The 23,513-nt window shown below is 69.2% G+C and carries 30 protein-coding genes; 19 read left to right on the forward strand and 11 right to left on the reverse strand.

Features of this window, described 5'->3' with window-relative positions; all coding sequences use genetic code 11:
* Positions 1-7 precede the first annotated feature (7 nt).
* Positions 8-973, forward strand: a complete 966-nt coding sequence (locus VFX99_RS08510) for an LLM class F420-dependent oxidoreductase (RefSeq protein WP_329665862.1) — start codon at positions 8-10, stop codon at positions 971-973.
* A 16-nt stretch (positions 974-989) separates the two neighbouring features.
* Here the strand turns inward: VFX99_RS08510 and VFX99_RS08515 are convergent, their stop codons facing one another.
* A complete protein-coding gene (locus VFX99_RS08515) occupies positions 990-2,006 on the reverse strand; it encodes a glycosyltransferase (RefSeq protein ID WP_329665863.1) in 1,017 nt (338 codons plus the stop codon).
* A complete protein-coding gene (locus VFX99_RS08520) occupies positions 2,007-3,143 on the reverse strand; it encodes a glycosyltransferase (RefSeq protein ID WP_329665864.1) in 1,137 nt (378 codons plus the stop codon). It abuts the gene before it with no gap.
* Positions 3,144-3,453: 310 nt separating this feature from the next.
* On the opposite strand from VFX99_RS08520, the gene VFX99_RS08525 reads away from it, so the two are divergent.
* From VFX99_RS08525 to VFX99_RS08545, 5 genes are all read left to right on the forward strand, one after another.
* Entirely contained in the window at positions 3,454-4,143 is a 690-nt protein-coding gene (locus VFX99_RS08525; RefSeq protein WP_329665865.1) for a hypothetical protein, read from the forward strand.
* Positions 4,121-4,534, forward strand: coding sequence for a phage holin family protein (locus VFX99_RS08530; protein ID WP_329665866.1), 414 nt, complete (start codon positions 4,121-4,123; stop codon positions 4,532-4,534). Before VFX99_RS08525 ends, VFX99_RS08530 begins: the two co-directional genes overlap by 23 nt.
* The gene (locus VFX99_RS08535) at positions 4,531-5,091 is read left to right on the forward strand and encodes a DUF3618 domain-containing protein (protein WP_329665867.1); all 561 of its coding nucleotides are present in this window, start codon (positions 4,531-4,533) and stop codon (positions 5,089-5,091) included. The genes VFX99_RS08530 and VFX99_RS08535 overlap by 4 nt, the downstream gene beginning before the upstream one ends.
* 329 nt (positions 5,092-5,420) lie before the next feature.
* A complete protein-coding gene (locus VFX99_RS08540) occupies positions 5,421-5,906 on the forward strand; it encodes a DUF2975 domain-containing protein (protein ID WP_329665868.1) in 486 nt (161 codons plus the stop codon).
* Complete coding sequence (locus tag VFX99_RS08545) at positions 5,906-6,160, forward strand: helix-turn-helix transcriptional regulator (RefSeq protein WP_329665869.1); 255 nt, start codon at positions 5,906-5,908, stop codon at positions 6,158-6,160. The genes VFX99_RS08540 and VFX99_RS08545 overlap by 1 nt, the downstream gene beginning before the upstream one ends.
* On the opposite strand, the gene VFX99_RS08550 is transcribed toward VFX99_RS08545, so the two are convergent.
* Positions 6,127-6,408 carry a hypothetical protein gene (locus tag VFX99_RS08550; protein WP_329665870.1) on the reverse strand — a complete coding sequence of 94 codons (282 nt, stop codon included), beginning with the start codon at positions 6,406-6,408 and terminating at the stop codon, positions 6,127-6,129. The two genes, VFX99_RS08545 and VFX99_RS08550, sit on opposite strands and share 34 nt — an antisense overlap.
* Before the next feature lie 263 nt (positions 6,409-6,671).
* Here VFX99_RS08550 and VFX99_RS08555 point away from each other — a divergent pair, with 263 nt between their 5' ends.
* The 4 genes from VFX99_RS08555 (at position 6,672) to VFX99_RS08570 (ending at position 9,276) form a co-directional block, all read left to right on the forward strand.
* The gene (locus VFX99_RS08555; protein ID WP_329665871.1) at positions 6,672-7,496 is read left to right on the forward strand and encodes a zinc-ribbon domain-containing protein; all 825 of its coding nucleotides are present in this window, start codon (positions 6,672-6,674) and stop codon (positions 7,494-7,496) included.
* A 109-nt stretch (positions 7,497-7,605) separates the two neighbouring features.
* Positions 7,606-7,821 (forward strand): hypothetical protein, encoded by a 216-nt coding sequence (locus VFX99_RS08560; RefSeq protein ID WP_329665872.1) that lies wholly within the window; start codon positions 7,606-7,608, stop codon positions 7,819-7,821.
* Positions 7,802-9,034, forward strand: a complete 1,233-nt coding sequence (locus VFX99_RS08565; protein ID WP_329665873.1) for an FAD/NAD(P)-binding oxidoreductase — start codon at positions 7,802-7,804, stop codon at positions 9,032-9,034. The genes VFX99_RS08560 and VFX99_RS08565 overlap by 20 nt, the downstream gene beginning before the upstream one ends.
* Positions 9,035-9,051: 17 nt before the next feature.
* On the forward strand, positions 9,052-9,276 hold the full coding sequence (locus VFX99_RS08570) for a multidrug transporter (protein WP_329665874.1): 225 nt from the start codon (positions 9,052-9,054) through the stop codon (positions 9,274-9,276).
* Positions 9,277-9,298: 22 nt separating this feature from the next.
* Here VFX99_RS08570 and VFX99_RS08575 read toward each other — a convergent pair whose 3' ends face one another.
* On the reverse strand, positions 9,299-9,649 hold the full coding sequence (locus VFX99_RS08575) for a hypothetical protein (protein WP_329665875.1): 351 nt from the start codon (positions 9,647-9,649) through the stop codon (positions 9,299-9,301).
* Between the two features lie 96 nt (positions 9,650-9,745).
* Between VFX99_RS08575 and VFX99_RS08580 the strand changes: the two genes are divergently transcribed.
* Positions 9,746-10,243 (forward strand): MarR family winged helix-turn-helix transcriptional regulator, encoded by a 498-nt coding sequence (locus VFX99_RS08580; protein ID WP_329665876.1) that lies wholly within the window; start codon positions 9,746-9,748, stop codon positions 10,241-10,243.
* Positions 10,244-10,288: 45 nt separating this feature from the next.
* Entirely contained in the window at positions 10,289-10,432 is a 144-nt protein-coding gene (locus VFX99_RS08585) for a hypothetical protein (RefSeq protein WP_329665877.1), read from the forward strand.
* Between the two features lie 3 nt (positions 10,433-10,435).
* Here VFX99_RS08585 and VFX99_RS08590 read toward each other — a convergent pair whose 3' ends face one another.
* Positions 10,436-11,440, reverse strand: coding sequence for a diacylglycerol/lipid kinase family protein (locus VFX99_RS08590; protein ID WP_329665878.1), 1,005 nt, complete (start codon positions 11,438-11,440; stop codon positions 10,436-10,438).
* 8 nt (positions 11,441-11,448) lie between these two features.
* Positions 11,449-11,874 carry a hypothetical protein gene (locus tag VFX99_RS08595; protein WP_329665879.1) on the reverse strand — a complete coding sequence of 142 codons (426 nt, stop codon included), beginning with the start codon at positions 11,872-11,874 and terminating at the stop codon, positions 11,449-11,451.
* Between VFX99_RS08595 and VFX99_RS08600 the strand changes: the two genes are divergently transcribed.
* A complete protein-coding gene (locus tag VFX99_RS08600; protein WP_329665880.1) occupies positions 11,873-13,015 on the forward strand; it encodes a serine hydrolase domain-containing protein in 1,143 nt (380 codons plus the stop codon). The genes VFX99_RS08595 and VFX99_RS08600 overlap by 2 nt on opposite strands.
* On the opposite strand, the gene helR is transcribed toward VFX99_RS08600, so the two are convergent.
* The 3 genes from helR to VFX99_RS08615 form a co-directional block, all read right to left on the reverse strand.
* Positions 12,969-15,146 carry an RNA polymerase recycling motor ATPase HelR gene (gene helR, locus VFX99_RS08605; protein ID WP_329665881.1) on the reverse strand — a complete coding sequence of 726 codons (2,178 nt, stop codon included), beginning with the start codon at positions 15,144-15,146 and terminating at the stop codon, positions 12,969-12,971. The genes VFX99_RS08600 and helR overlap by 47 nt on opposite strands.
* 129 nt (positions 15,147-15,275) lie before the next feature.
* Positions 15,276-15,644, reverse strand: coding sequence for a nuclear transport factor 2 family protein (locus tag VFX99_RS08610; RefSeq protein WP_329665882.1), 369 nt, complete (start codon positions 15,642-15,644; stop codon positions 15,276-15,278).
* Positions 15,645-15,823: 179 nt separating this feature from the next.
* Entirely contained in the window at positions 15,824-16,279 is a 456-nt protein-coding gene (locus tag VFX99_RS08615; protein WP_329665883.1) for an SRPBCC family protein, read from the reverse strand.
* A 279-nt stretch (positions 16,280-16,558) separates the two neighbouring features.
* On the opposite strand from VFX99_RS08615, the gene VFX99_RS08620 reads away from it, so the two are divergent.
* Positions 16,559-17,236: a DUF6766 family protein gene (locus VFX99_RS08620; RefSeq protein ID WP_329665884.1), complete on the forward strand. Its 678-nt coding sequence runs from the start codon at positions 16,559-16,561 to the stop codon at positions 17,234-17,236.
* 8 nt (positions 17,237-17,244) lie between these two features.
* On the opposite strand, the gene VFX99_RS08625 is transcribed toward VFX99_RS08620, so the two are convergent.
* Positions 17,245-17,970, reverse strand: a complete 726-nt coding sequence (locus tag VFX99_RS08625) for a DUF72 domain-containing protein (RefSeq protein ID WP_329665885.1) — start codon at positions 17,968-17,970, stop codon at positions 17,245-17,247.
* Positions 17,971-18,222: 252 nt separating this feature from the next.
* Between VFX99_RS08625 and VFX99_RS08630 the strand changes: the two genes are divergently transcribed.
* From VFX99_RS08630 to VFX99_RS08650, 5 genes are read left to right on the forward strand one after another with little or no spacing between them, the layout of a single operon-like run.
* Complete coding sequence (locus tag VFX99_RS08630; RefSeq protein ID WP_329665886.1) at positions 18,223-19,290, forward strand: acyl-CoA dehydrogenase; 1,068 nt, start codon at positions 18,223-18,225, stop codon at positions 19,288-19,290.
* Positions 19,290-20,657, forward strand: a complete 1,368-nt coding sequence (locus VFX99_RS08635) for a bifunctional PIG-L family deacetylase/class I SAM-dependent methyltransferase (RefSeq protein ID WP_329665887.1) — start codon at positions 19,290-19,292, stop codon at positions 20,655-20,657. The genes VFX99_RS08630 and VFX99_RS08635 overlap by 1 nt, the downstream gene beginning before the upstream one ends.
* The gene (locus VFX99_RS08640) at positions 20,654-21,388 is read left to right on the forward strand and encodes a glycosyltransferase (protein ID WP_329665888.1); all 735 of its coding nucleotides are present in this window, start codon (positions 20,654-20,656) and stop codon (positions 21,386-21,388) included. The genes VFX99_RS08635 and VFX99_RS08640 overlap by 4 nt, the downstream gene beginning before the upstream one ends.
* An 8-nt stretch (positions 21,389-21,396) precedes the next feature.
* Entirely contained in the window at positions 21,397-21,930 is a 534-nt protein-coding gene (locus VFX99_RS08645; protein WP_329665889.1) for a GNAT family N-acetyltransferase, read from the forward strand.
* A gap of 10 nt (positions 21,931-21,940) precedes the next feature.
* The gene (locus VFX99_RS08650; RefSeq protein ID WP_329665890.1) at positions 21,941-22,567 is read left to right on the forward strand and encodes a cyclodeaminase/cyclohydrolase family protein; all 627 of its coding nucleotides are present in this window, start codon (positions 21,941-21,943) and stop codon (positions 22,565-22,567) included.
* A gap of 18 nt (positions 22,568-22,585) precedes the next feature.
* Here VFX99_RS08650 and VFX99_RS08655 read toward each other — a convergent pair whose 3' ends face one another.
* On the reverse strand, positions 22,586-23,509 hold the full coding sequence (locus VFX99_RS08655; protein ID WP_329665891.1) for an SCO family protein: 924 nt from the start codon (positions 23,507-23,509) through the stop codon (positions 22,586-22,588).
* Positions 23,510-23,513 lie beyond the last annotated feature (4 nt).

Here is a 23,513-nt window from a genome sequence, read left to right on the forward strand (position 1 = left end):
TGAAGGCATGACGAAGTTCGGATACACGTTGATGTCGGAACAGAGCGGCCCACGCGAGCTGGTGCGGTACGCGGCGGCTGCGGAGGATGCGGGTTTCGACTTCGAAGTCTGCAGCGACCACTTCACGCCCTGGCTCACCAGCCAGGGACACTCGCCCTACGCGTGGACTGTCCTCGGTGCGGTCGCCCAGGCTACCTCCTCGGTGGAGTTGATGACGTACGTCACGTGTCCCACGATGCGCTACCACCCGGCCGTCGTCGCGCAGCAGTCCGCCACCCTGCAGATCCTGTCCGAGGGCAGGTTCACCCTCGGCCTCGGTTCGGGCGAGAATCTCAACGAGCACGTCATCGGCGAAGGCTGGCCGTCCGTGCAGGTGCGTCAGCTGATGCTGCAGGAGGCGATCCACCTCATCCGCGCCCTGCACACGGGCGACCTCGTCACGTGGGAAGGGGACTATTTCAGGGTCGACTCCGCCAGGATCTGGGACGTCCCCGACCAGGGCGTGCCGATCGCCGTCGCCGTCTCCGGCGACAGCTCGATCGACAAGTTCAGCGACCACGCCGACCACCTGATCGCGGTCCAGCCGGCTGCCGAACTGATCGAGCAATGGGATGACGCGCACGCCGGCGACTCGCGCAAGATCGGACAGCTGGCGATCTGCTGGGACCCCGACGAGAAGGCCGCTCTCGAGCGCGCACACGATCAGTTCCGCTGGTTCGGAGGCGGGTGGGCGGTGAACGCCGACCTGCCCACGCCGGCAGGATTCGAGGCGGCCAGCCAATTCGTGCGCCCCGAGGACGTCGCCGAGACGATCCCCTGCGGTCCCGATCTCGACAAGATCGCCGCGTCCGTGAAGGAGTACCTGGACGCGGGCTTCACCGACGTCGCGCTCGTGCAGGTGGGCGACGAGGGACAGACGCGCTTCCTCGATGAGGCGGCGGGTCCGCTGCTCGAGAAGCTGCGGGCGCTCTAGGCAACCGCCGGCGGTCTCAGTCGAGGACACCGAACCTCCGCGCCAGCTGCCGTGTCATCAGTGCGGCGATGGTCGACTCGGCGCCGCGGTTCTCGTTGCGGGACTCGCGGTGGAGCCCATCGAAGCCCCCACCCGCCGAGGCATCGAACATCGCGATGCCCGCGTCGTTGCGACCGGCGAACCACCCCCACGCGGATTCGACGCCCGCCAGCCACGCAGGATCCGCCGTGACCTCGAACGCGCGCGCACACGCTTCGCCGATCGCGGCCGGCTCGATCGGCTGCTGGTCGAAGAGAGGGCCGTCGTCCCCGGGCGCTCTCCCGTCGGTTCCGGTGACGGACAGATGGCCCCCCGCTGATTCGACGGACAGGAGGAACCTCAGCAGCTCCAGCCCCCGCGCGATGTGGTCCTGCCGCCCGAGCCCGGCGCCCGCGGCGAGCAGCGCCTCGGGCAGGATCCCGTTCGCGTAGCGAAGACTCGCCTCGGGCCAGGTCCAGCTGTCGCATCGTGCAGCGCCGATCATGGATGCCGCGTCCTCCAGCATGCTTCGCGCCTGCGCGTTCTCCGGCTCGCCCTGCAGGACGGCGGCGGCGCCGATCGCCGCGAACGCCATCGCCCGAAGATCGGCGGAGCGCTGCCCGGCTGCGCGGGCGAAGGCGCGGGCTGCCCGCGCACGGTGGTCCGCCGAGCGGCTCTGCGCCTGGACGACGCCGAAGGCCCACACGGCCCTGCCCCACCAGTCGCCGACGCCGGGCACGTCGACGAAGACCCGTTGCTCCGACATCCGGTTGTGCATCCGTCCGTCCTCGGACAGTGCCCGCTCGAGGAAGGAGAGGTAGACCTCCCCCAGCCGTTCCATCAGCGGAGTCGTATCGGGCTCTCGGGTGACCAGCACCAGGGCCCGCGCGGCGTCATCGACGCAGTAGCCGTGGGCATGCCTCGGCACGTCGTACTCGGCGTGCTCGAAGATGCTCGTCTGATCCGTCAACGCGGCGAGGTGCGCGTAGGACGGTGCCGACGTGGCGCGCGTCACTCAGGCGGCCTGGGAGTCCACGAGTCCGTCGACGAGCATCATGTACCTGCGGGCGACCGCGCTCCAGGAGGGCTGATCGGCGTGCTCGGCGCCGTCCTCTCGCGGAAGGGCGCTCGGCGCGGGGTGGGAGAGCAGCGATGCGACGGCCTCGGCGATCGCGCGCGGGTTCCGATGCGGCACCACGATGCCGGCGCCGCCGGAGAGCAGCTCGACGGCGTGCGGAAAGGCGGTGGCGATCACCGGAACGCGAGCCGCCACGGCTTCGGCCAGCACACCGGACGTGGCCTGGTCGGTCGACTCGTACGGCAGCAGGACGACGCTCGCGCCTTCCAGCAGCTCGTCCAGGTAGCCGGGGTCGAGGTAGCGGCCGAGGAACGTCACGTGATCCCGCAGGTCCAGGTCCGCCACCAGTTCGAGCAGGGACTCGCGATAGGCCTCGCCGTGCGCCGCCACGAGCTTGGGGTGCGTCTGTCCTGCGACGATGTAGTGCACGTCCGTGCCTCGGCCGCGCAGTTCGGAGACCGCGCGGATCGACCACTCCAGTCCCTTGCCGGGCGAGATCAGGCCCCAAGTGAGCAGCCGGGCGGACGACGCGCCCTGCGCCGGGCGCGTGGACTCGCTGTGTGCTCGGGCACCGTGTGGGATCACCTGAACCTTGTGGGCGGGAAGGGTCACGGCGTTCAGGAGCACCGTTCGCGCGTGCTGGGTCATGACGACGACCATCGTGGCGGAGCTGCACACTGCTTCGAGTACGGCGCGCTGATGCCGCGTCGGCGAGGCCAAGACGGTGTGCAGGACGACGATCGACGGAACCGTGAGCTGATCCATCAGACTCAGGATCTCTGCGCCGTCCGCCCCTCCGAAGATGCCGTACTCGTGCTGGATGACGGCGACCGCGCAGGCGTTCAACCGCGCTGCGGCGTCCGTCGCGGACCCCGGGTCGCCGGCCAAGAGATGCGCCGCGACCCGGTGCGACAGCATCGCGGGAGGGGCCGGCGGCTCGTCCGCGGTGATCGCGCGGACGATCACCGGCTCGAGATCGGACACGTCCGCGATCGCCGCACTCAGCGACTCCGTGAAGCTCGCCAGTCCGCATCGTGTGGGCGGGTAGGTCGACAGGAACCCGATATGTGTCATGGGTTGTACTCCGCTTGCCTCGGGGGTGGCCGGACTCGAGCGCCCGGGTGCTTGCGCTCAGTGTCTCGTCGACATATCGGCCATCAATGTAAGCCGAGTCCGCGAAGGGGCCGCAGGGCTTGACTTGAGTCCGGTGATGTGGCACCTGGCTTTCAACGCCCCCGTGCGACGCGCTCGCGCAATTATGCACGCCGGGCGCGCTTTGGCAAGGGCCCGATGATAAGAGCAGCGGGGGCGTAGACATGTGGTCAGCCCGGCGAACTCGCCGGTCACGAGAGGGGTCAGCATGTCAGACGGATATGGTGCGGCAGTGCCGAGCAACACCGCCACCAACGACGAGAGCAGCTCGCTGGAGACGGCGAAGAACGAGGCGGGCAATCTCAAGGACACGGCGGTGACCGAAGCGGGCCACGTCGCCGAGACAGCGAAGGGCGAGGCCAAGGTCGTCGCTCGAGAAGTCAAGACTCAGGCGAAGGATCTTTACGCGCAGACCCAGCGCGAGCTCAAGGATCAGGCGCAGGCGCAGCAGCAGCGAGTAGCAACCGGTCTCCGCTCGGTGAGCCAGGAACTGGACTCGATGACCGCCAACGCCGAGAATCCCGGGGTTGCGGCAGACCTCATCAGCCAGGCCTCCAGCCGGCTGTCGAGTGCCGCGAGCTGGCTGGGCGACCGCGACCCGGCGTCGCTCCTCAACGAGGTCAAGTCGTTCGCGCGTCGCAGCCCGGGCACATTCATCATCGGCGCCGCGATCCTCGGGGTCGTCGCAGGTCGCCTGACCCGCGCGCTCGCCTCCAACGTGTCCGACGAGAAGGCCGATGCGGCCGCACCCGACGGCCTGCAGGGATCGTACGCGAGTGCGGGTCTGCCCACGACGTCCGCAGAGTTGTACGCGACTCCGCCGACCGTCGAGGAGACGCCGGTCTACGCGCAGTCGTCGGCTGCAGTCGGCTCCGACGTACCGCGGGAGGATTTCGGCGATGTCCGATCCGACTCCGTCTGAAGTCAAAGCGGCCAACACCTCGCTGGGGGATCTCCTCGGTGAGGTGACCAGAGACCTGTCGACTCTTATCCGCCAGGAGATCGCTCTGGCCAAGGCGGAGCTGAAGGAGTCGGCCGGCAAGGCGGCCAAGGGGGCCGGAACCCTCGGCGGCGCGGCATATGCAGCCGGGATGACGGTTCTGTTCCTGTCGATCGCCCTGTGGTGGGCGCTCGGAACCCTGATCGGCAATGGCTGGTCCGGCGTCATCGTCGCCGTGCTGTGGGCGGTCATCGGGCTGATCCTCTATGTGATCGGCCGCAACCAGCTCAAAGAGATCGAGGGAGCTCCGCAGACCGTGGAGACCCTCAAGGAAATCCCCGAAACATTGAAGAGAAATGAGGAGAACCGATGAGCGATTCACCCGACGCGATCCGCGCCGACATCGAGCAGACACGGCGAGAACTGGGCAGCGACGTCGACGCGCTCGCCGACAAGGTCTCACCCGCCAAGATCATGGACCGCCAAGCCGACAAGGTGAAGAACGCCTTCGGGTCGGTCAAGGACCGGATCATGGGCGCCGCGGATGACGCCGGTTCCGCGGTGTCCGGCGCCGGCTCATCGGTGGCCGATGCGAAGGACCGTGTGGTCGCCAAGGCTGAGGGCAACCCTCTGGCCGTCGGCCTGATCGCCTTCGGTGCCGGCCTGCTGCTGGCATCGCTGATCCCCGCCTCCGGCAAGGAGAAGGAGATCGCCGCCGGCGTCAAGGAGCAGGCGCAGCCGCTCGTCGACACGGTCACGGATGCCGCCAAGGAGGTCGGCGAGCACCTCAAGGAGCCCGCCCAGAACGCTGCCGCCGCGGTCAAGGATGCCGCCGCCGGCGCCGTCGACTCCGTCAAGACCGACGCGCAGTACGCAGCCGCCGAGGTCAAGGACCAGGCGCAGACAGCCAAGGACAACGTCACCAGCTGACGGGTCCGGATTCGCGGGGCGGAGGCGCATTGTGCGCCTCCGCCCCGCAGTCGTTCTGACGGGGTGCGGGACGCCTCTGTCGCGCCGACGGGCCGGCGCCGCTTTCTGGGGATACAGCCGTGCGACGCCGGCCCGGCGCTGTTGCGGCAACGCCACGAAGTGACGGTCCCCGGGGTCACGGGCGCAACTGATGCTCGCGACCCCAGTGACCGCAATACCTCGCAGTATCAAGACGCCCGACCGCCACTGGCATTACGCAGGCTCCGACGACGTTGCGAATTCTATCGATAAACGATATCTTTCTCACGTATTCCGATAAAGGAGATGCGATGAGCAGACTTGTCATCCTCGCCCTGCGTGTCGTGATCATTCTCACGCTCGCAGGCACGCTGTTCGTGCAGGTCTGGATGGTCCCCGTGATCTGGCGAGACCTCGAGGGCACGCCCGACCTGTTGCGCGGCGCCCTGGCGGTGGTGCTCGTGCTCGGAGTGCTTACGCTTCAGGTCAGCGCCGTGTGCGTCTGGCAGCTGCTGACGATGGTTCGCCGGGGGTCGGTGTTCTCCGACGCCGCGTTCCGGTATGTCGACATCATCATCGGGGCGATCGCGGCAGGCTCCATCCTCACCTTCGTGCTGGCGGTGATGCTCGCACCGGGCGACGCGGCTCCCGGCATCGTCGGGCTCATCTGCGGAGCATCCCTCATCATCGCCGGTGTCGCGCTCATCGTCTTCATCCTCAAGCTTCTGCTCAAGCAGGCGGTCGCCCGCGAGGCCGAGGCCGCGCACCTGCGCTCCGAGCTCAACGAGGTGATCTGATGACGATCGTCGTCGACATCGACGTCATGCTGGCGAGAAGGAAGATGGCCGTCGGAACCCTCGCCGAGCGGGTGGGCATCTCGCCCGCCAACCTCGCCGTGCTGAAGAACGGTCGAGCCAAGGCGGTCCGGTTCACGACCCTCGAAGCGCTGTGCGAAGCTCTCGCCTGCCAGCCGGGCGACCTGCTCCGCTGGGAGCCCGACCCCGCCGCGCGGCCGGCTCAGCTCGGCGCGTCGACCGCGCCGCCGAAGTAGACCTCGACCGCCGCGACTCGGCCTCCGACGACCCGCGATGCCTCGACGTTGCGCCACCGCGTCCCGTCCACGCGGTACTCGTAGCGGTGCAGCACGGTGCCGTCGACCTCGGCGATCTGCAGCGTCTGCGACGGCCCGTCGAAGTGGTCGGCCGTCGGGCATGCTAAACCGCCGGGATTGCGGTCACAACGCCCGCCGCCGCATGCCTGACGACGAGGGGTCCGGCGGCATGGCGTGGGCCCTGGCACAGGCGCCCGGTGCCGATCCATCGACGCGGCATCCGACGCGACCACCGGCGCTGTCCACCGAAGTGAGGACAGACAGCATGCCGCCGCCATGCCTACGCTGAATCTGGAAGATGTGTCACCCGCTGACGGGCGAGCTGCCAGGTTCGGGTCCTCGCAGCCGCGAGCACTCAGCGGAAGAGAGACCCTCGGAAACCCCCAGTTCCGAGGGTCTCTTCCGTTGCCCGGCCGGGCCGGTGGGGGTGGGGGCGGGTACGGTCCCTTCCATGGCGGAGAGGGTCGAGGCGTGGTGGGCGCGCCGTCAGTTCTCGCGTGGCGCAGACGTGCCGTACCCCGTCGGCACGTACCGAGACGCCTGGGCGCCGTTCCCGATGCTGATCCGGCAGTACCACCCCGAGCTCAACGGCGGCATCACCTTGACGCAGATCCCGCCGGCGGCGGATGTGCTGCTGCTCTGGCAGTGCGAAGCGGGGCATCTGTTCGCGGCGACGCCGACCGAGCAGCGTGCCCGTCCCGGTCGAGAACGTCGCAGGTCGGCGTGGTGCCCCGAGTGCGCCACTCTCGCCAAGCCCCCTCATATCCGCCCAGCGAGTTCGACGCGCAAGTCGCCTCGCCGCCCCGAACGTGCGCTGTGCGCCAAGACGCCGGCGGTGCCGGTCGGCGAGCCGTTCGTCAGTGAATGCGCTCCCCGACCGGCATCCGCGGTCGAGGCGCGCCTGCGCGCCGACCTGTTCGAGCGACTCGGTGTGACACCGGGGTTCAACGCGGTGCGCGTCGGCAGAGCGTTCTTCGACCACGTCGAGGTGTGGCCCGACATCCTGCTCCCCGAGCTGCGCATCGCCGTCGAATACGACAGCACGGGCCGGTTCGGGCTGGAGCACGTGGGCAAGCGTGAAGACGCCGATCGGCGGAAGGACCGACTGCTGCGGTCCGCCCACTGGGAGGTGGTGCGCATCCGCACCGGGAAGCTGGAGAAGCTCGGGCCGCATGATCTCCAGCTGTCCGGACTCGGCCGCACCGCCGTCGATCGCCTGTTGGACACCCTGCGCGACATCCGCGGACCCCTGCTGATCGACGCATACCTCCGGTAGTCGGTGCTGGAGCACGTCGGATGCATCCGGTCAAGGAGGTGCGCGAAGCAGTTCCCGGCCGCAGAGTGGACAGTGAGGTGCGCGCCGGCGCACAGGGTGGAGCAGGGCGATGGGTGATGTGCGCGATGACTCGGACGACGCGGCGGTGAAGGGCTCGGTGCCGGCGGGCGGCGCCGGAGCCGATTCGGGGTCCGTCGAAGCGGTCGAGATCGAGGAGGGCGACAGCGCGCCCATCCAGAACGTGTCCTCGGGCAATGATGAGCCGGGAGTGGGCACGCGCGGTTCGGGCGATCGGATGGAGCGCGGTGACGGTGACAAGCGCTGATCCGACCGCGGCGGAGCGTTCGTTCCATCACCGGGTGCTCGTCATCGGCGGCGGGAACGCCGGGCTCTCGGTTGCGGGGCGACTCCGACGGATGGGCGTCGCCGACATCGCCGTCATCGAACCGCGTGAGAAGCACCTGTACAAGCCGCTGTTCTCGCACATCGCCGGCGGCCGGGCTCGCGGCAGCGAGGCGGTGCGCGATCAGGGTGCGGTCACGCCGAAGGGAGTCACGTGGATCAAGGACGCCGTCTCGACGATCGATCCTGAGTCCAGCAGCGTCCGCCTCACGTCCGGGAGCGCGGTCACCTACGACCACCTGATCGTCTGTCCCGGCATCCAGAAGAACTGGGACGGGATCCCCGGACTCGAGGCCGCCATGGCGTCGCCGCACGGCGCTTCCAACTACGAGCTCGACCTGGCTGTCAAGGCGTCCTCGCTGCTGCGCAACCTTCGACGCGGCACGGTCGTGTTCAGTCAGCCGCCCGGGCCGGCGTCCTGCGCCGGCGCCGGCCAGAAGCCGATGTACCTCGCCTGCGACTACTGGCGCGCAGTCGGCGTGCTTCCCGATATCCGGGTGATCATGGTGGTCCCCGACGACACCGTCTTCGGGATCCCCGAGATCGATCGCGAACTGAACCGGAAGATCGCCGAATACGGCATCGAACTGCGCACCCGCAGCGAGATCCTCGATGTGGACGCCGAGAACCGGGTGGTGCGCATCGGCCGGGCCGACGCGGAACCCGAGTCGATTCCCTACGACGCGCTGCTCGTGGAACCGCCGCAATCCGCACCCGGTTGGCTCAAGACCAGCGGCCTCGCGGCTGTCGGGGATGAGGGCGGGTTCGTCGAGGTCGATCCGGAGATGCTCCGGCATCCTCGCTATTCCAACGTGTGGGCGCTGGGCGACGCGGCGGCGACCCGCAACTCGAAGTCCGGCGGCGCGCTGCGCAAGCAGACTGTCGTGGTCGCGAAGAATCTCGGGGACGTCCTGCACGGGCGCATCCCCAGCACGAAGTACGACGGCTACTCGGTGTGCCCGTTCACCGTGTCGCGGTCCACGGTGGTGTTCGCCGAGTTCGACGACCATTACGCGCTGAAGCCCACCATCCCGTTCTGGAAGGGCCTGGCCCGCGAGCGTCGCCTCACGTGGGTCTTCGACCGCCACATCCTGCCCTGGGTGTACTGGAACATGATCCTCAAGGGCCTGGCCTGAGAGTCGAGAGGAGCCCCATGAGCGATGGCGAAGACCACGGGAGTGAGCAGACCGGCGCCGAGCGGGCCGCCGGGACCGAGATGACGGATGAGATGAAGCGGCGCGATCAGCTGCTGCGCGCAGCGGGGTCAACCGAGGCGGATGCTGCGCCGAGGATCGATGTCAGCAAGCGGGACGGCGTCACGCGGATAGACATCGCGCCGGACGCGGTCGTGCGTCCCGGTCCCGGTCCCGGCGCCTGACCGCAGTCCGGCGGAGCGGGACTCACGCGGCGTGAGCCACGTGGACCCGGCTGAGCAGTGCCTCGCTGACAGAGACCTCGTCACTGAAATCCAGGGTCAGGCCACCGGAGGAGTTCGCCGCGTTCGCGAGTTCTCGAAGCAGTGTCGGATCGATCTCGTCGGGCTCGGATCCGGCGAAGACGAATCTCAGCGGAATGGAGGAGTGAAGCCAGATCGTCGTGCGTCCGCCCGGTTCGCCGTCGCGGTGGCGCCAGCTGAGGGTGAAGCTCTCGCTGCGTCGGAGTTTCGTCGTCGCCACGACTTTCAGGTGCGCGAGAAGCCCGTCCGGTACATCGATCGGCTGGTCGGTGTTGCCATAGAAGATTTTGCCCATCTCGTGCTCCCGCGCGCTCCAGGTCCAACTGTTCGACCGCCATATTACTAGGTAGACTAGTAATCAAACAAGTGAGACAGTGAGGATTCGACCACGATGAGCGACCGGATCAGGACAGACTCGGATGCCGCCGCCCGAGGGCGCCGGATCCTCGAAGCGCTGCGGCTGTACCAGGCGGCAGACGCCGCCATGCGCAGAAGGACGCGTCAGGCGATGTCGATGAGCGAGAACGACGTGCTGGTCCTGCGCTTCCTCGTCCGCGCACGCGGCGAGGGGCGGACGGTCACCCCTACGGACATCGCCCGGTACCTCGGGATCTCCACGGCGTCCACGACCGCGCTGATGGATCGGCTGGAGCAGTCCGGCCATCTGGAGCGCACCCGCCACCCCAGCGATCGTCGCAGCGTCCTGGTCACCAATACGTCTCAGGCCGACGACGAGGTCCGGCCCACCCTCGATGACATGAACGAGCGGATGATGGCCGCCACGGCGGGCACCACTGACGCGGACGCCGACGTCATCGTCGCCTTCCTCGAACGCGTGCAGGCTGCGGCGGACGAGGTCGCCCCGGTTCTGGCGGAGGTCGACCGGTGAACTGCGCCCTCGTGGTGGAGCAGAGACGCGCGTAACGTCGGGATCATGGAGAATCAGAAATCCCCGGATGACACCCACGATGGCGCACCCACCGGCGGTGACGAGACGACCGAGGACCAGTTGGAGGCGGACAACGAGGTCGAGGCGGACACCTTGAAGACCCTCGATCCCGACGCGCCCCCCGCCTGACCTTCAGGCCGCGGGTACGCGGATCAGCAGGCTCGACGGATCGACCCAGGTCTTGAAGGCGAGAGCTTCACCGAAGCTGTCGCCGTCGAGTTGGATCTGCTCGGCGCGGCTCAGCCGCGCGACGAATTCCTTGCCCTTCAGGTAGTTGAGAGCGCGCACTTCCTTCGTCGCACCCATGAGCTTGCGACCGGCGCTCGTCCGCCGGAGGACTCCGTTCTCCCACACGATCTTCGTGGCGATCTGCACCCATCCGAAGAATCCCTCGGGGCGCAGCACCACGATGTCGAAGATGCCGTCGTCGACGGATGCCTCAGGCAGGAGCAGGATGTTCGCGGGCAGCGATCCGCAGTTTCCGACCATGACCGTGTGGGCTCGCAGCGATCGGGCGCGGCTTCCGTCCAGGCTGTAGCGCAGGCGCAGTCGGTTCTTGTCGCCGAGCGCCTTGGCGATCGCCTGGACGTAGGCCAACCAGCCTGCCTTCGCCTTCAGATCGTCGTCGGTGTTCGCGAGCATCTTCGCGTCCAGCCCCAGGCCGGCCATCACGAGGTACGCGTACCGAGTCGTCCCCTGGTCGTTGCGGATGTCGATCAGCGCCATGTCGATGGCCCGGTCCTGGCCGGCGAAAGCCGTGGCGAGCGAGTTCTCGGGATCGTCCAGGGTCAGGTCGAGGTTCCTCGCCAGGAGGTTTCCCGTGCCGGACGGGAGGAGTGCCATCGGGATGCCGCTGCCGCGCATCACTTCGGCGATCGCCCGGACGGTGCCGTCCCCACCGGCGGCGATCACGACGGTCGCCCCGGACTCGAGGGCCTCTTTCGCCTGCCCTGTGCCGGGGTCTTCCTCGGTCGTCTCCAACCACAGCGTGGGGCCCCAGCCGGCCTCATTCTCGGCCGCCTCGACCTGCGGTCGCAGGTCATCGACCTCGAGCTTGACGGGGTTGTAGATGAGGGCGGCGCGACGCTGCGAGGAGGACTGCTTCTGCGAGGGCGAGGGGTCGTTCATGGTCTCCATTCCGGCGATCAGCCGTCGAGATCGAAATTCAGGGCCGGATCGGTGCGCTCGGCCGGCGTGATCACTGCGGACGGGCGCAGCAGGCGCCCCCGGCGATCGAGCTCGGCGACCGCCTCGCCGTTTCCCTGGTCGTCCGCCCCGTCGGCGGCGGGCACCGCGTACAGCTGGCTGGCGGGTCCCACGAGGAACTCGGCGGCGACGAGCGCGCCGCCCTCGGCGATGACCGGCACCGACACGACGTCCGAACTCTGGCTGTCGGCCAGTGCCTGCGCGTAGCGGAGAAGTGCCTCGCACACGTCGTTGGGCATCAGGACGGACCTGCCCGTGTAGTTGAGCGTCATCATCACCCCATCATGGTCGTCAGCGGGCGCCGGGCGCAGGGCTTGCGCATCGGTGGCACCTGTGCAGACCGGGCGGAGTACGTTGTCAGTCATGCTGACCACACTCACCGGTCCGATCCACGGGACCGCGGACCCCCGCCTGCTCGAGACCCTCGCACCTCTGGCGGCTGCGGTGAACGGCGACCCCGAGTACTCGTTCCAGGCGGCGGCATACCGCAACGGGGCGTGCGTACTGGATATATGGGGCGGTCGGCATATGTCGGGCGACTCGATCATCGTGCCGTATTCCGTGACGAAGAACACGATCGGACTCAGCATCGCGCTGCTCGTCGAACGAGGCCGGCTCGACCTCGACGAGCGTGTGTCGTCCTACTGGCCGGAGTTCGCCGCAAAGGGAAAGAAGGACGTCACCGTCCGGATGCTGCTCTCGCACCAGGCCGGTCTGCCACAGGCGCAGCCCGTTCTGGCCTGGGAGGAGATCCTCCACCATCACGCCGCCGCAGACCGCCTCGCGGACACCCGGCCGTTCTGGCAGCCCGGGTCGGCGTTCGGTTACCACGCCATCACGATCGGAAACCTCGCCGACGAGCTCGTCCACCGCGTGAGCGGCCGGACGCTCCACGAATTCTACGAGCAGGAGATCCGCCGGCCGTACGACATCGACTTCTACCTCGGCCTGCCGGCCGGCATGGAGCAGCGGCGGGTTCCGGTCCTTCCGATGACCCCACCCGTCACGCTGCCGGCCGCGTCCTACATGCCACCGCTCCTGTTCGAAGTCATGGGCGGTGCCGGCCCGGACGTCGACCTCGCCAACGACGAGCGCAGCTGGCGCTTCGGCCACCCGGCCGGGTCGGGGATCGGATCGGCCCGGGGGCTGGCGAGGCTGTTCGCCGCAGCCGTCACCGGTGTCGACGGCGGTCCGCCGTTCCTCAGCGCTGACACCGTGAGCGTCGTCGGCCAGCAGCAGGTGCGGGGATACGACGAGGTGCTCGGGCAGGCGCACCGCTCCCATTCCATCGTGTTCCAGAAGCCCACGCCGGGGATGCCGTTCGGCGGCCCGCGTGCGTTCGGTCACGACGGCGCGCAGGGATGCTTCGCCGGTATGGAGCCCGACACCGGATTGGCCTTCGCGTATACCGTCGCGCGGGGCCCGTGGCCGGGAGGCGCCGACCCGAGAGCGTTCAGTCTCATGGCAGCGATCGGCGACTCGCTGACGGAGACTGCTGTTCGGTGAGGACGACGAGTCGTTCGGTGGCCCGGGTCATGGCGACGTAGCGATCGACCGCTCCCTCGATGCCCGAGCCGAACGCCTCGGGCTCGATCAGCACCACCAGGTCGAATTCGAGTCCTTTCGACGTCTCGGCGGTGAGTGATCGCACGCGAGGCGCACCCGGAAATGTCGGATCGCCGATCACGCAGGCAATTCCTTCCGCATGTGTGTCGAGCCAGTCGTCGAGGATCGCGTCCCGTTGCGATGTCGTTCCATGGTGAACGGGGATGCCCGAGCGGCGAACGGATACTGGAACGTTCGCGTCCGGGATCTCGGCCCGGATGACGGGCTCGGCCTCGGTCATGATCTCGATCGGAGTCCGGTAGTTGACGGTCAGGGTGGCCACCTCGATCGGGGTGAGCCCGATGCGTTCGAGCCGCTCCCGCCAGGTCTCGGCGAACCCGTGTCGCGCCTGAGCGCGGTCTCCCACCACGGTGAAGCTGCGGGACGGGCATCGCTGCAGCAGCATGTGCCACTCCGCGTCGGTCAACTCCTGCGCCTCGTCCACGACGACGTGTGCGAACGGGCCGGCGAGCAGGTCGGCGTCGGTGTCGGACAGCGTCTCATCCGCGAGACTGTTCCATGCGTCCTGCCCGCGGAGCATCGACATCACGAGCATCTCCGAGTCGTCTGCCGCGATCAGGTCGTCCACGACCCTCTCCCGGAGCTGGTGCTCGGCGGCGAGCGCGGCGTCGCGCTGTCTGCGTCGCCGCGACGCAGCCGGATCGCCGATCCGCTGCCGAGCGGCATCCAGGAAGGGAAGGTCGGACAGCGTCCATGGTGCCGCGGAATCGCGCTGAAGCGTTCCGACCTCGGAGCCGGTGAGCCACGGCGCGCACCCGCTCAAGTACGCGGGGACAGTCCACAGATCTCTCACGACGCCAGCCGGGTCGAGCACCGGCCAGGCCTTTCTGAAGCGACTGGTCAGGTCGTCGTTCTGGGCCAGCGACCGGCGAAGGAGGTGTGGCGGCACGTCGTCGTCGAACCGGTCGATCACGATGTCCAGCAGCGCCTCCCAGACCTGATCGCGGGCGTCGTTGTGCGGGACGCCGGGTTCCGCGGCATCGAACGCCTCCGCCCAGTCGTCCGCACCGAGCCAGGCGTCCGCCCACGGCGTCGCGATGAGCGTGTCCTTCGACGGCGGGACCTCATGGAATCGGACGGCCGTCTCGATCGCGCGCACCAGCTCGCCGGACGATTTCAGCCGGGCCACCTCCGGGTCGGTCTCGGCCCCCGCCCGCCCACCTTCCAGGACGAGGTCCCGCAGGGTGCAGATCTGCACGCTCTCCTCGCCGAGGCTGGGAAGCACGTCGTCGACATAGGCGAGATAAGCGGGCGTCGGCCCGACGAACAGCACGCCCCCGCCTCCGCGGGCGAGCCTCGGGTCGGAGTACAGCAGGTAGGCGGCGCGGTGCAGGGCGACCGCGGTCTTGCCGGTGCCGGGTCCCCCGTCCACGACGAGAGCCCCGCGTGACCCGGCGCGGATGACGGCGTCCTGGTCGGCCTGGATGGTCGCGAGCACGTCGCGCATCCGGCTCGATCGACTCGTGCCGAGACTGGCGATGAAGGCGGATTGATCGTCGAGAGCTGCGCGTCCTTGGAGGGCGTCGAGCGTGAACACCTCGTCCCAGTAGTCGCGGATGCGCCCGCCGGTCCAGCGATACCGGCGCCGGCTGACCAGACCCATCGGCTTCGCGTGCGTCGCGGCGAAGAACGGCTCGGCGGCCGGCGAGCGCCAGTCGATCAGCAGCCGGTGGCCTGCTCTGTCGGTCAGCCCGAGGCGGCCGATGTACACGGTCTCGCCGCCGTCCGCGACGACCATGTGTCCGAGGCACAGGTCGAGGCCGAAGCGTCGCAGCGTGCCCAGACGCGAAGTGAGGCGGTGGATGTCCAGGTCTCGATCCAGCGCCTGCTGTCCGGCGCCGGCGGGCTGTCTGAGTGCGGCATCCAGGCGGTCGGACAGCTCGGCGACGGCGTCGTCGAGGCTGCTCGCGAGAGCCGCGAAGTGGCGCTCGTCTGCGGCGATCAGCGCGGAGTCGGATTTGCGGGCGAGTCGGTCGGGAAGGTCGAACACGCTGGTGGTCAGGGATTCCACGTCTTCAGCTCCGATCTGGACGCGTGAGCCGGGACGCGGCTCACGGCCGACCAGTATGCGCCCGGGACGGGGCCTTGCGGCAAGCCCCGGTCGGGCCGATATCCTGAGAGTGGAAAGACGTCCGGCCGGTCAGCCGAGTTCGACGTTGTACGAGCGGATCCTGGCGATTCTGCCGCCCTCGAACTCGTACAGGTCGCACGATGAGACGAGGGAGCGATCTCCGTCCGGCGCGAGATAGTCGGCCACGGAATCGACGACGACGGCGTCGCCCCCCGCCACGACGACGAACCGCGTGAACTCGGTGCGGACGTCGGCGAGCCCGGCCTGGGTCTCGCGCAGTGCGTCGACGACCGCCGCGCGACCCTCCAGGGTGACCTCCCCGACCAGGTCCCACTCGACACCGTCTGCGAGGTATGGGATCACTTCGTCGAAGCGGTGGCTCGAGAGCGCCTCAGCGAGGCGTTCCGGCGGAGGGATCGGTGCGTCATCCGGGCTCATAGGGCCGAGTATGCGGTGGGGGTGTCCGGGTGGCAAAGGGCTTGACTCGGCGCGCACGGGCGCGATGTCCGCCGCCAGGCCGAATCGATGAACGAACCCGGATCCTGGGTTGATGGAGCCGGGTGCGGTGCGCGCCGACCAGGAGTGATCCCGGCCGGCGGCACACCGAAGGGTCGGGGCTACGCCTCGACGTCGCCGCGCCAAGCGCCGGTCTCGGCGCCGCGGCCCTCGATGAACTCCTTGAAGTTCTTCAGGTCCTTCTTCACAGCGTGCGAGCCGGCACCGACCAGGGATCCGACCTTCTCGAGCAGACCCTCGGGCTCCCAGTCCAGCTGCACCGTCACCCGCGACGACGTGTCGCTGAGCTTGTGGAACGTGACGACGCCCGCGTGCTCGGTCTCTCCGCCGGTGCTGTTCCACGCGACGCGCTCGTCGGGGTGCTGCTCGGTGATCTCGGCGTCGAACTCGCGCTCCACCGGGCCGACCTTGACCTTCCAGTGGGTGTGGGTCTCATCGAGTTGCGTGATCGACTCCACCTCGTCGAGGAACTTCGGGAAGCTCGCGAACTGGGTCCACTGGTTGTAGGCGACTCGGACGGGAACGTCGACGTCGATGGTCTCGATGATCTGCACCATGGGGTGTTTCCTCACTTCGTTTTCGGGATTCTTGGGACCGTTCCATTCAGCAGGCTGGAACCGGCTTCGCGGAAGGGGTTGACACATCGTCGGCGAAAAGACATGGCCGGCGGCGGCCCGCGGGTCCCGCTCAAGTGCGCGTCGCCCGGGTCTATCGTGAGCGCATGAAACAGACCGAGCAGGACACAGCCGGGATGCGCGTCGTGTTCTGGACGTGGACTGTGCTGATCGCGGGCGGGCTGGCGGTCATGATCATCCTCCCGCTGCTGGGGCGCTGACGTGCGGCGCTTCCTCCGCGACAACGGGCTCAGCCTCTTCTTCCTCGGGCTGTTCCTCGCGGCGCTCATCGGTCAGTCGCTGGTCGGACATGCGAACAACAACGAGGAGCTCGTGCGCCACGGACAGTCGGCGATCTCCTACGGCGAGTTCGTGACGTCCTCAGCGTTCCTCGTGGACGTCGCCGAGAACTGGCAGTCGGAGTTCCTGCAGTTCTTCCTCTTCATCTTCGCGACGGTCTGGCTCGTACAGCGCGGGTCACCCGAGTCGAAGCAGCCCGGCGACGCGGGCACCGGCTCCGATGAGGAGCAGCTGGTCGGAGCCGCCGCGCGCCCCGACTCGCCCAGCTGGGCGCAGGCGGGCGGATGGCGTCAGGCGGTGTACTCAAACTCGCTGCTGCTGGTGATGGGAACGATCTTCCTGCTCTCCTGGTTCGCGCAGTCCCTCGGCGGCGTCATGGTCGCCAACGAGGAGAACGCCCAGCACGGGATGCCGGCCCAGACGTGGCTGGAGTACGTCGTGTCGCCCGAGTTCTGGAACCGGACGCTGCAGAACTGGCAGTCCGAGTTCCTCGCGGTCGGCGCGATGGTCGCGTTCGCGATCTATCTGCGACAGCGCGGCTCCAGCGAATCCAAGCCGGTCGGCACGCCGCACCACGCGACGTCGGTGGAATCCGAGTAGCCGGGGGCTCACTGCCCCAGCGCCGCTCGCAGGCCGATGGCATCCCGCACGGCATTGCCCCCGCCGTCGTTGTTGAAGTACGCGTAAACCTGCCGCCCTTGCGCCTCCCATTCGCGGATGCGATCCGCCCACCAGCCGAGATCCTCCGCCGAGTACGAACCGGCGTACAGGGCGCCCTGGTCCGGCCCGTGCAGCCGGATGTACACGAGGTCGGACGTTGCTCGCAGGATGCAGGGCAGCTCGGCGCCGCTCATCACGCAATACCCGGTGCGGTGCCGTTCGAGCAGGGAGAACACGGCGTCGTCGACCCATGACGGATGCCGGAACTCGACGACCGGCCGCATCCAGGCGGGCACTCGCGCGAGGAACCAGTCCAGCCGCTCGTCGTCGCGCTGCATCGTCGGAGGCAGCTGCACGAGGAGCGGCCCCCGTCGCCCGGCCAGCTCGTGCAGGCCCGTCGTCATCCGCTCGATCCACTGCTCGGGTGCGTACAGGCGGCGAGCGTGGGTGAGCCCGCGGGGCGCCTTGACGGTCAGCTCGAAGCCCTCCGGGAGTCTTCGGCGCCACGATACGAAGGTCGAAGCGGGCGGCCAGCGGTAGAAGCTCGCATTCAGCTCCACGGTGTCGAAGACCTCGACGTACCGGGCGAGGCGGTCGCGAGGCGGCATGCCGTGCGGGTACAGCACTCCGGCCCAGTGGTCGTAACTCCACCCCGACGTGCCGATCCGTGCCATGAGCGACGAGTCTTCAGCCCGCACCCACCTGCGGCAAGGCCCTTGCGCGCACCGGCGCATCCCCGTATGCAGGCCGCTAGACCGACGGCGTCGTGGTTGTCAAGGTCGGGCAGTCCTGACGCCCGGCGTTCTAGCCTCCTGAGAGGAGGTCGCACCCCACATGGCAACCGCGCAGATGCCGGCGTTTCCGAGCCCGATGCACGCCGGGAACGTCGTTCTCGAGTACCGGTCACCCGGCGCGGCGCGGCGTTGATGCCGCGCACCGTGCTGATTCCCGGGTCCTCCGAAGACGCACGGGTCGTGGCAGCCGTGGATGCCGCGCGAAACGTCGCCGGACTGGGCACGGACGTGCGCGCGACGTTGGCGTGGTGCGTCGAGGTGGGCCGGGAGGCTCCCCCCGTCGGCGGGGGCGGAACCCGCGAGCTATGGGAGCTATTGGCGTCGACCGCAGCGCTCGACGTGTCCGCTGCGCGCATGCTCGAGCCGCACCTCGACGCACTGAGCATCCTGGACCAGGCGAGCACCGAGAAGGCCGATGATCGGCCGGACCTCGAGCGGGTACATGTGCGCCCCGGATCGACGTGGGGGGTGTTCGCCGCGGAAGCGGCGGGCAAGCGCCTGCAGGCGGTCCGCGACGGACACGACTGGCGGCTGCGCGGCACCAAGCCGTGGTGCTCGCTGGCCCAGCACCTCACGCATGCCCTGGTGACGGCATCCGTCGACGACGAGCGCCGCGGGCTGTTCGCGGTCGACCTGCAGAGTGCGGGCGTGCGCCCGCACGGCGGGCCCTGGTTCGCCCGCGGCCTTCCCGACGTCGTGAGTTCGGATGTCGACTTCGACGATGTTCCGGCGGTCGCGGTCGGCGACGGCGGCTGGTACCTCACGCGTCCCGGCTTCGCGTGGGGAGGGATGTCGGTCGCGGCCTGCTGGTGGGGTGCGGCAGTCGGTCTCGCCGACGCCCTCATCGCCGCGGCGAGCTCGGAACGCGCGGATCAACTCGCTCTCGCGCACCTCGGCCGAGTGGATGCGGCGCTATGGGCCGCCCGCGCGGCGCTCGCCGAAGCCGCCGACCTCATCGATGAGGGCCGATCCGCATCCGTGGGCGACCGGCTGCTTGCGGAGCGGGTGCGCAGCGTCGTGGTCACCGCGGCGACGCTGACGCTCGCGGAAGCCGATGCCGCCCTCGGGCCGGCGCCCCTGGTCGCGGACGAGTCCCATGCCCGTCGGGTGGCAGACCTCCATCTGTATCTTCGCCAGCACCACGGTCCGCGCGACTCCGCGCGGATCGGGCGCGACGTCGTCGCTGCGGCGGGTGGCTGATGGTCGCCTTCAGCCATCTCGACGACGGGACCACTGAGGATGTCTGGCGCGACGACGGCCGCATCCGGACCGCTCGTCCTCTCGATGACGACTTCGACGAACTGCTCGTCGTCGCGGCGCACCCGGACGACGAGACCCTCGGCGCCGGGGGTCTCATCCGACGCGTGCACGAGGCTCGGGGGAACGTGACCGTGGTCGTGGCGACGGACGGCGAGGCCTCTCACCCGAATTCGCCGTCGCACTCACGCACCGATCTGAGCGCATTGCGGCGCGAAGAAGTGGTCCGTGCGATCCATATCCTCGCCCCCGAAGCCCGCGTGCTCTTCCTCGGTCTGCCGGACGGCCGGCTGCGTGAGCACACCGCCTCCCTGAAGGATGGGCTGACCGAGGCCGTGCAGGCGCTCGCCGCGCCGGCGGACCGCGTGCTGATCGTCGCGCCGTGGTCGGGCGACGGACATCGGGACCACCGGGTCGCCGCCGAAGCCGTTGCGCGCGTCGCGAATCGGTGCGGATTGCGGCATCTCGGATACCCGATCTGGCTCTGGCACTGGGGTCGCCCGGAGAACGTGGCGTGGGACGACGCCGTCGTGCTCGCGCTCACACCGGGTGAGCGTTCGATCAAGGCGCAGGCGCTGCGAACCCATGCGTCGCAGATGCAGCCGCTGTCGGATTCGCCCGGCGACGAACCGGTCGTCTCGGAGGCGATGCAGGCCCACTTCGACCGCGACACCGAGCTGTTCTTTCTCGAGGAGCGCGACGCGTCCGAGTCGCTTCCGGCGGCGTGGTTCGAAGACTTCTATGCCCGCCACGACGACCCGTGGGGATTCGAGACCCGCTGGTACGAACAGCGCAAGCGCGCGCTGCTGCTGGCCAGTCTGCCGTCGCAGCGGCTCGGCCGTGTGCTGGAGATCGGCTGCTCGACCGGTCACGTCACCGTCGAGCTCGCGCCGCGCGCGGACCTCGTCCTCGGGCTGGATCCGTCCGCCGCGGCGGTGGCGGCAGCCCGCGCTCGGCTCGGCCCAGTGGAGCACGTGACGTTCGAGCAGAGCGCGGTGCCCGGCGACTGGCCGCCCGGGACGTTCGACACCATCGTCCTGTCGGAGGTGGGCTACTACCTGTCCGAAGCCGATCTGCACCGCACGATCGAACTCATCGAAGGGGCTCTGGACGCGAGCGGCTGCGTCGTCGCCTGCCACTGGCGGCACCCGGTCGCGGAGTACCCGCTGACCGGCGACGAGGTTCATCGAGCGCTGAGATCGGTTCACGCCTGGGAGACGCTCGCCTCCCATGAGGAGGAGGACTTCGTGCTCGAGGTGTTCTGTCGCCGCCCCGCGATTTCGGTTGCTCACCGGGAGGGGCTGAGTTGAGCGCCCCGTCGATCGAGGCCGTGATCATCGTCGTTCCGGTGCACGATGAGCAGACGCTGCTGCACCGCTGCCTCGTCTCCCTGACGGCGGCGATCGCGCGGGCGGGCGTACCGTGCGAAGTACGGGTGGTGCTGGACGCGTGCACGGACGGGTCGGGCGAGATCGCGGCGACGCACCCGTTCGAGGTGGTGGTCGCCGAGGCGAACGCCGTCGGCGCAGCGCGGAGCCTCGGCATCCGATCGGGATTGCGATCGCTCACGGCGACGCCGTCGGATCGAGTCTGGATCGCCAACACGGATGCCGACTCGAGCGTGCCCGCGAACTGGCTCAGCGTCCAGCTGGACCTCGCCGCAGCGGGCGCCGACGTGGTGGTCGGCACCGTCCGTCCCGACTTCGATGACCTCCGTCCGCCTCATCAGCGGCTCTGGCTCGACACCCACACGCCGGGCATGCCGAACGGGCACACGCACGGCGCCAATCTCGGCCTGCGGGCCAGCACCTACCTCGGTGTCGGGGGTTTCAGCGATGTTGACGAGCACGAGGACGTGCTGCTGGTCGACGCGTGCCGCCGTGCCGGTGCCGCGGTATGCGCCACCGACGCCGCCGAGGTGCTCACGTCCGGGCGGTTCATCGGCCGCACACCCGGCGGATACGCGGGCTACCTGCGCGACCAGGACAGAGTGCTCCAGATGGAGCGCCTGCTGCGGGCCTCGCAGCGGGACGCCTCATGACCGCGGGCATGCCGGTAACCGTCGCGGACGACATCGTCCTGGCGCGGATTTCGCCGGACGACGCGGGTGAGGTGCTGACGATCCAGCGCGCCGCGTTCGTCTCGGAGGCGCTCATCTACGGCTCGGTCGACATGCCCCCGCTGGTGCAGACCCTCGACGAGCTCGCGGCGGAACTTCGCCACGCGGACGGGTGGGTCGCGCGTCTGTCCGGAAGGCTGGTGGGGGCGATCCGCACACGGGAAGCGGACGGACTGCTGCTGATCGGACGCATCGCCATCGCGCCGGACATGCAGGGCTTCGGCATCGGGCGAGCACTCCTGGAGGCCGCCGAGGCCGACTCCGACGCCGAGCAGGCCGAGCTGTTCACGGGAAGTCTCAGCGAGGCGAACATCCGGCTCTACGAGCACTGCGGGTACGTGGAGACCGAACGGGTCGAGAAGGGTGACGGCATCCAAGAGGTGTTCCTGCGCAAGGATCTCAGGCGCCGAACCCGTACCGACGACGGAGATCCGCCGCGATCTGCCGACGGGAACCCTGACTAGGGTGGCGGGTATGGACCAGCAAGAGGCGCGCGTACCGACATCCACCTCGCTGTCGGCGTGGCTGGACAAGCTCGCGGAGGCTGACGGAGCGCCCGGGGGCGGAGCCGCGTGCGGTGTGATGCTGGGGCTCTCGGCCGCGCTGCTGCGCATGGTCGCCGAGTACACCCCGGACGACGAGCGGGCCACCGAGAGCGCGGAGCGCCTCGTGGCACGGCGCGCCGATGCGCTCGCGGGTGCAGAGGCCGATGGGGTGCGTTCGGCCGAGCTGGGCGCTGCCCTCGCCTTGTCGACCGGGGATCCGGCTCGCGACGAGCGGGTGCGGGCGACCGCCGTCGGCGCCGCCCGGTCGTCGGTGACCCTCGGCGACGTCGGCGTCGAACTCGTCGATGAACTTCGCCTGCTGGTCGAGATCGGCAACCCGCACCTGGCTGCGGATCTCGCCGTCGCCGGTGAAGCGCTCGCCGCAGGCATCGCCGGTGCCGGCATCAATCTGCGCGCGAACCTGCAGCTCGCCCACGCCCACGGCGGCGACGAGGGTCTCGGTGCGCTGTACGCCGACGCGGAGCGACTGCAGACGGCTCGGGATGCCGCGGCCCGGCTCGCCGCGGACGAATCGCGCCGCTTCGATCGCCGCTGAGTAGACACTCCGACGCTGTCACCCTCGCGTCGGTCCGGTGAAGACCGCATCCGGATCGGCCATCCGCGCGACCAGGTCGTCGCCCACGAGGAACAGCTCTCGCGCGTGCTCATTGACGGTGACCGGACCGTAGCCGACGCGCAGCCCGAACATCGCGCGCACCTCGGGCCAGCCTTCCGAAGCGCGGATCAGGCGGGCGCGTTCGCCGAACGGAAAGCCGCGCTCCGCGCCGTAGCGGCGCATCCGCTGCGGCGAGTCGTAGTCGGGGTCGTAGGTCATCGCGACGATCGTGCGACCGTCCGGGTCGGAGCGCGCCAGTCCGGCAAGTCGAGTGATCGTGAGTGAGCACCGTGCCGGGTTCATGCAGCGGGTGTAGAAGAACGCCATGATGCTGTCGTGACCGGCGAGCAGGTCGGCCATCGTCGCCGTCGCGCCGGCCTGATCCTCGACCCGCACGCGGCGCAGCGTTCGCAGGTCCAGCTCGAGCGCCGGCGCCTCGGTGCCCACGCCGATCCGCCTCGCGGTGGTCTCACGGATCTCGCCGAGCACGTCGAGCAGCTCGCCGCGCACAGTCCGCATCCACGTCGGCGCGACGACGCCGGGCTGCCACCGGACGTAGACATCCGCGGTCGCGACGCGGTCAGCCGCCTCCCGCAGCAGTCGGGCCCACTCCGCTCCGGCATCCGCACCCATGCCGCGCACCGCGCGCGCCGCACCGGCGAGCACGACGGGGCTGGCACTCGTGCGCAGCTCCTCCGCGACGATGTCGATCGCGTCGTCGGGGATCCCGCGCGACTCGAACGATGCGAGGAGGTGTGCGCGCACGCGCTCGGCATCCGCCGTCGACAGTCCCGCGCTGTGTGGAGCTCCCTCGCGCAGCTGCGCGGCGGTCACCGGCTGGGCGAGCAGCTCGGTGATCAGGGCCTCGACGTCGCGCGGCATAGGT

This window comes from Microbacterium sp. (assembly GCF_036277215.1).
GTDB lineage: Bacteria > Actinomycetota > Actinomycetes > Actinomycetales > Microbacteriaceae > Microbacterium.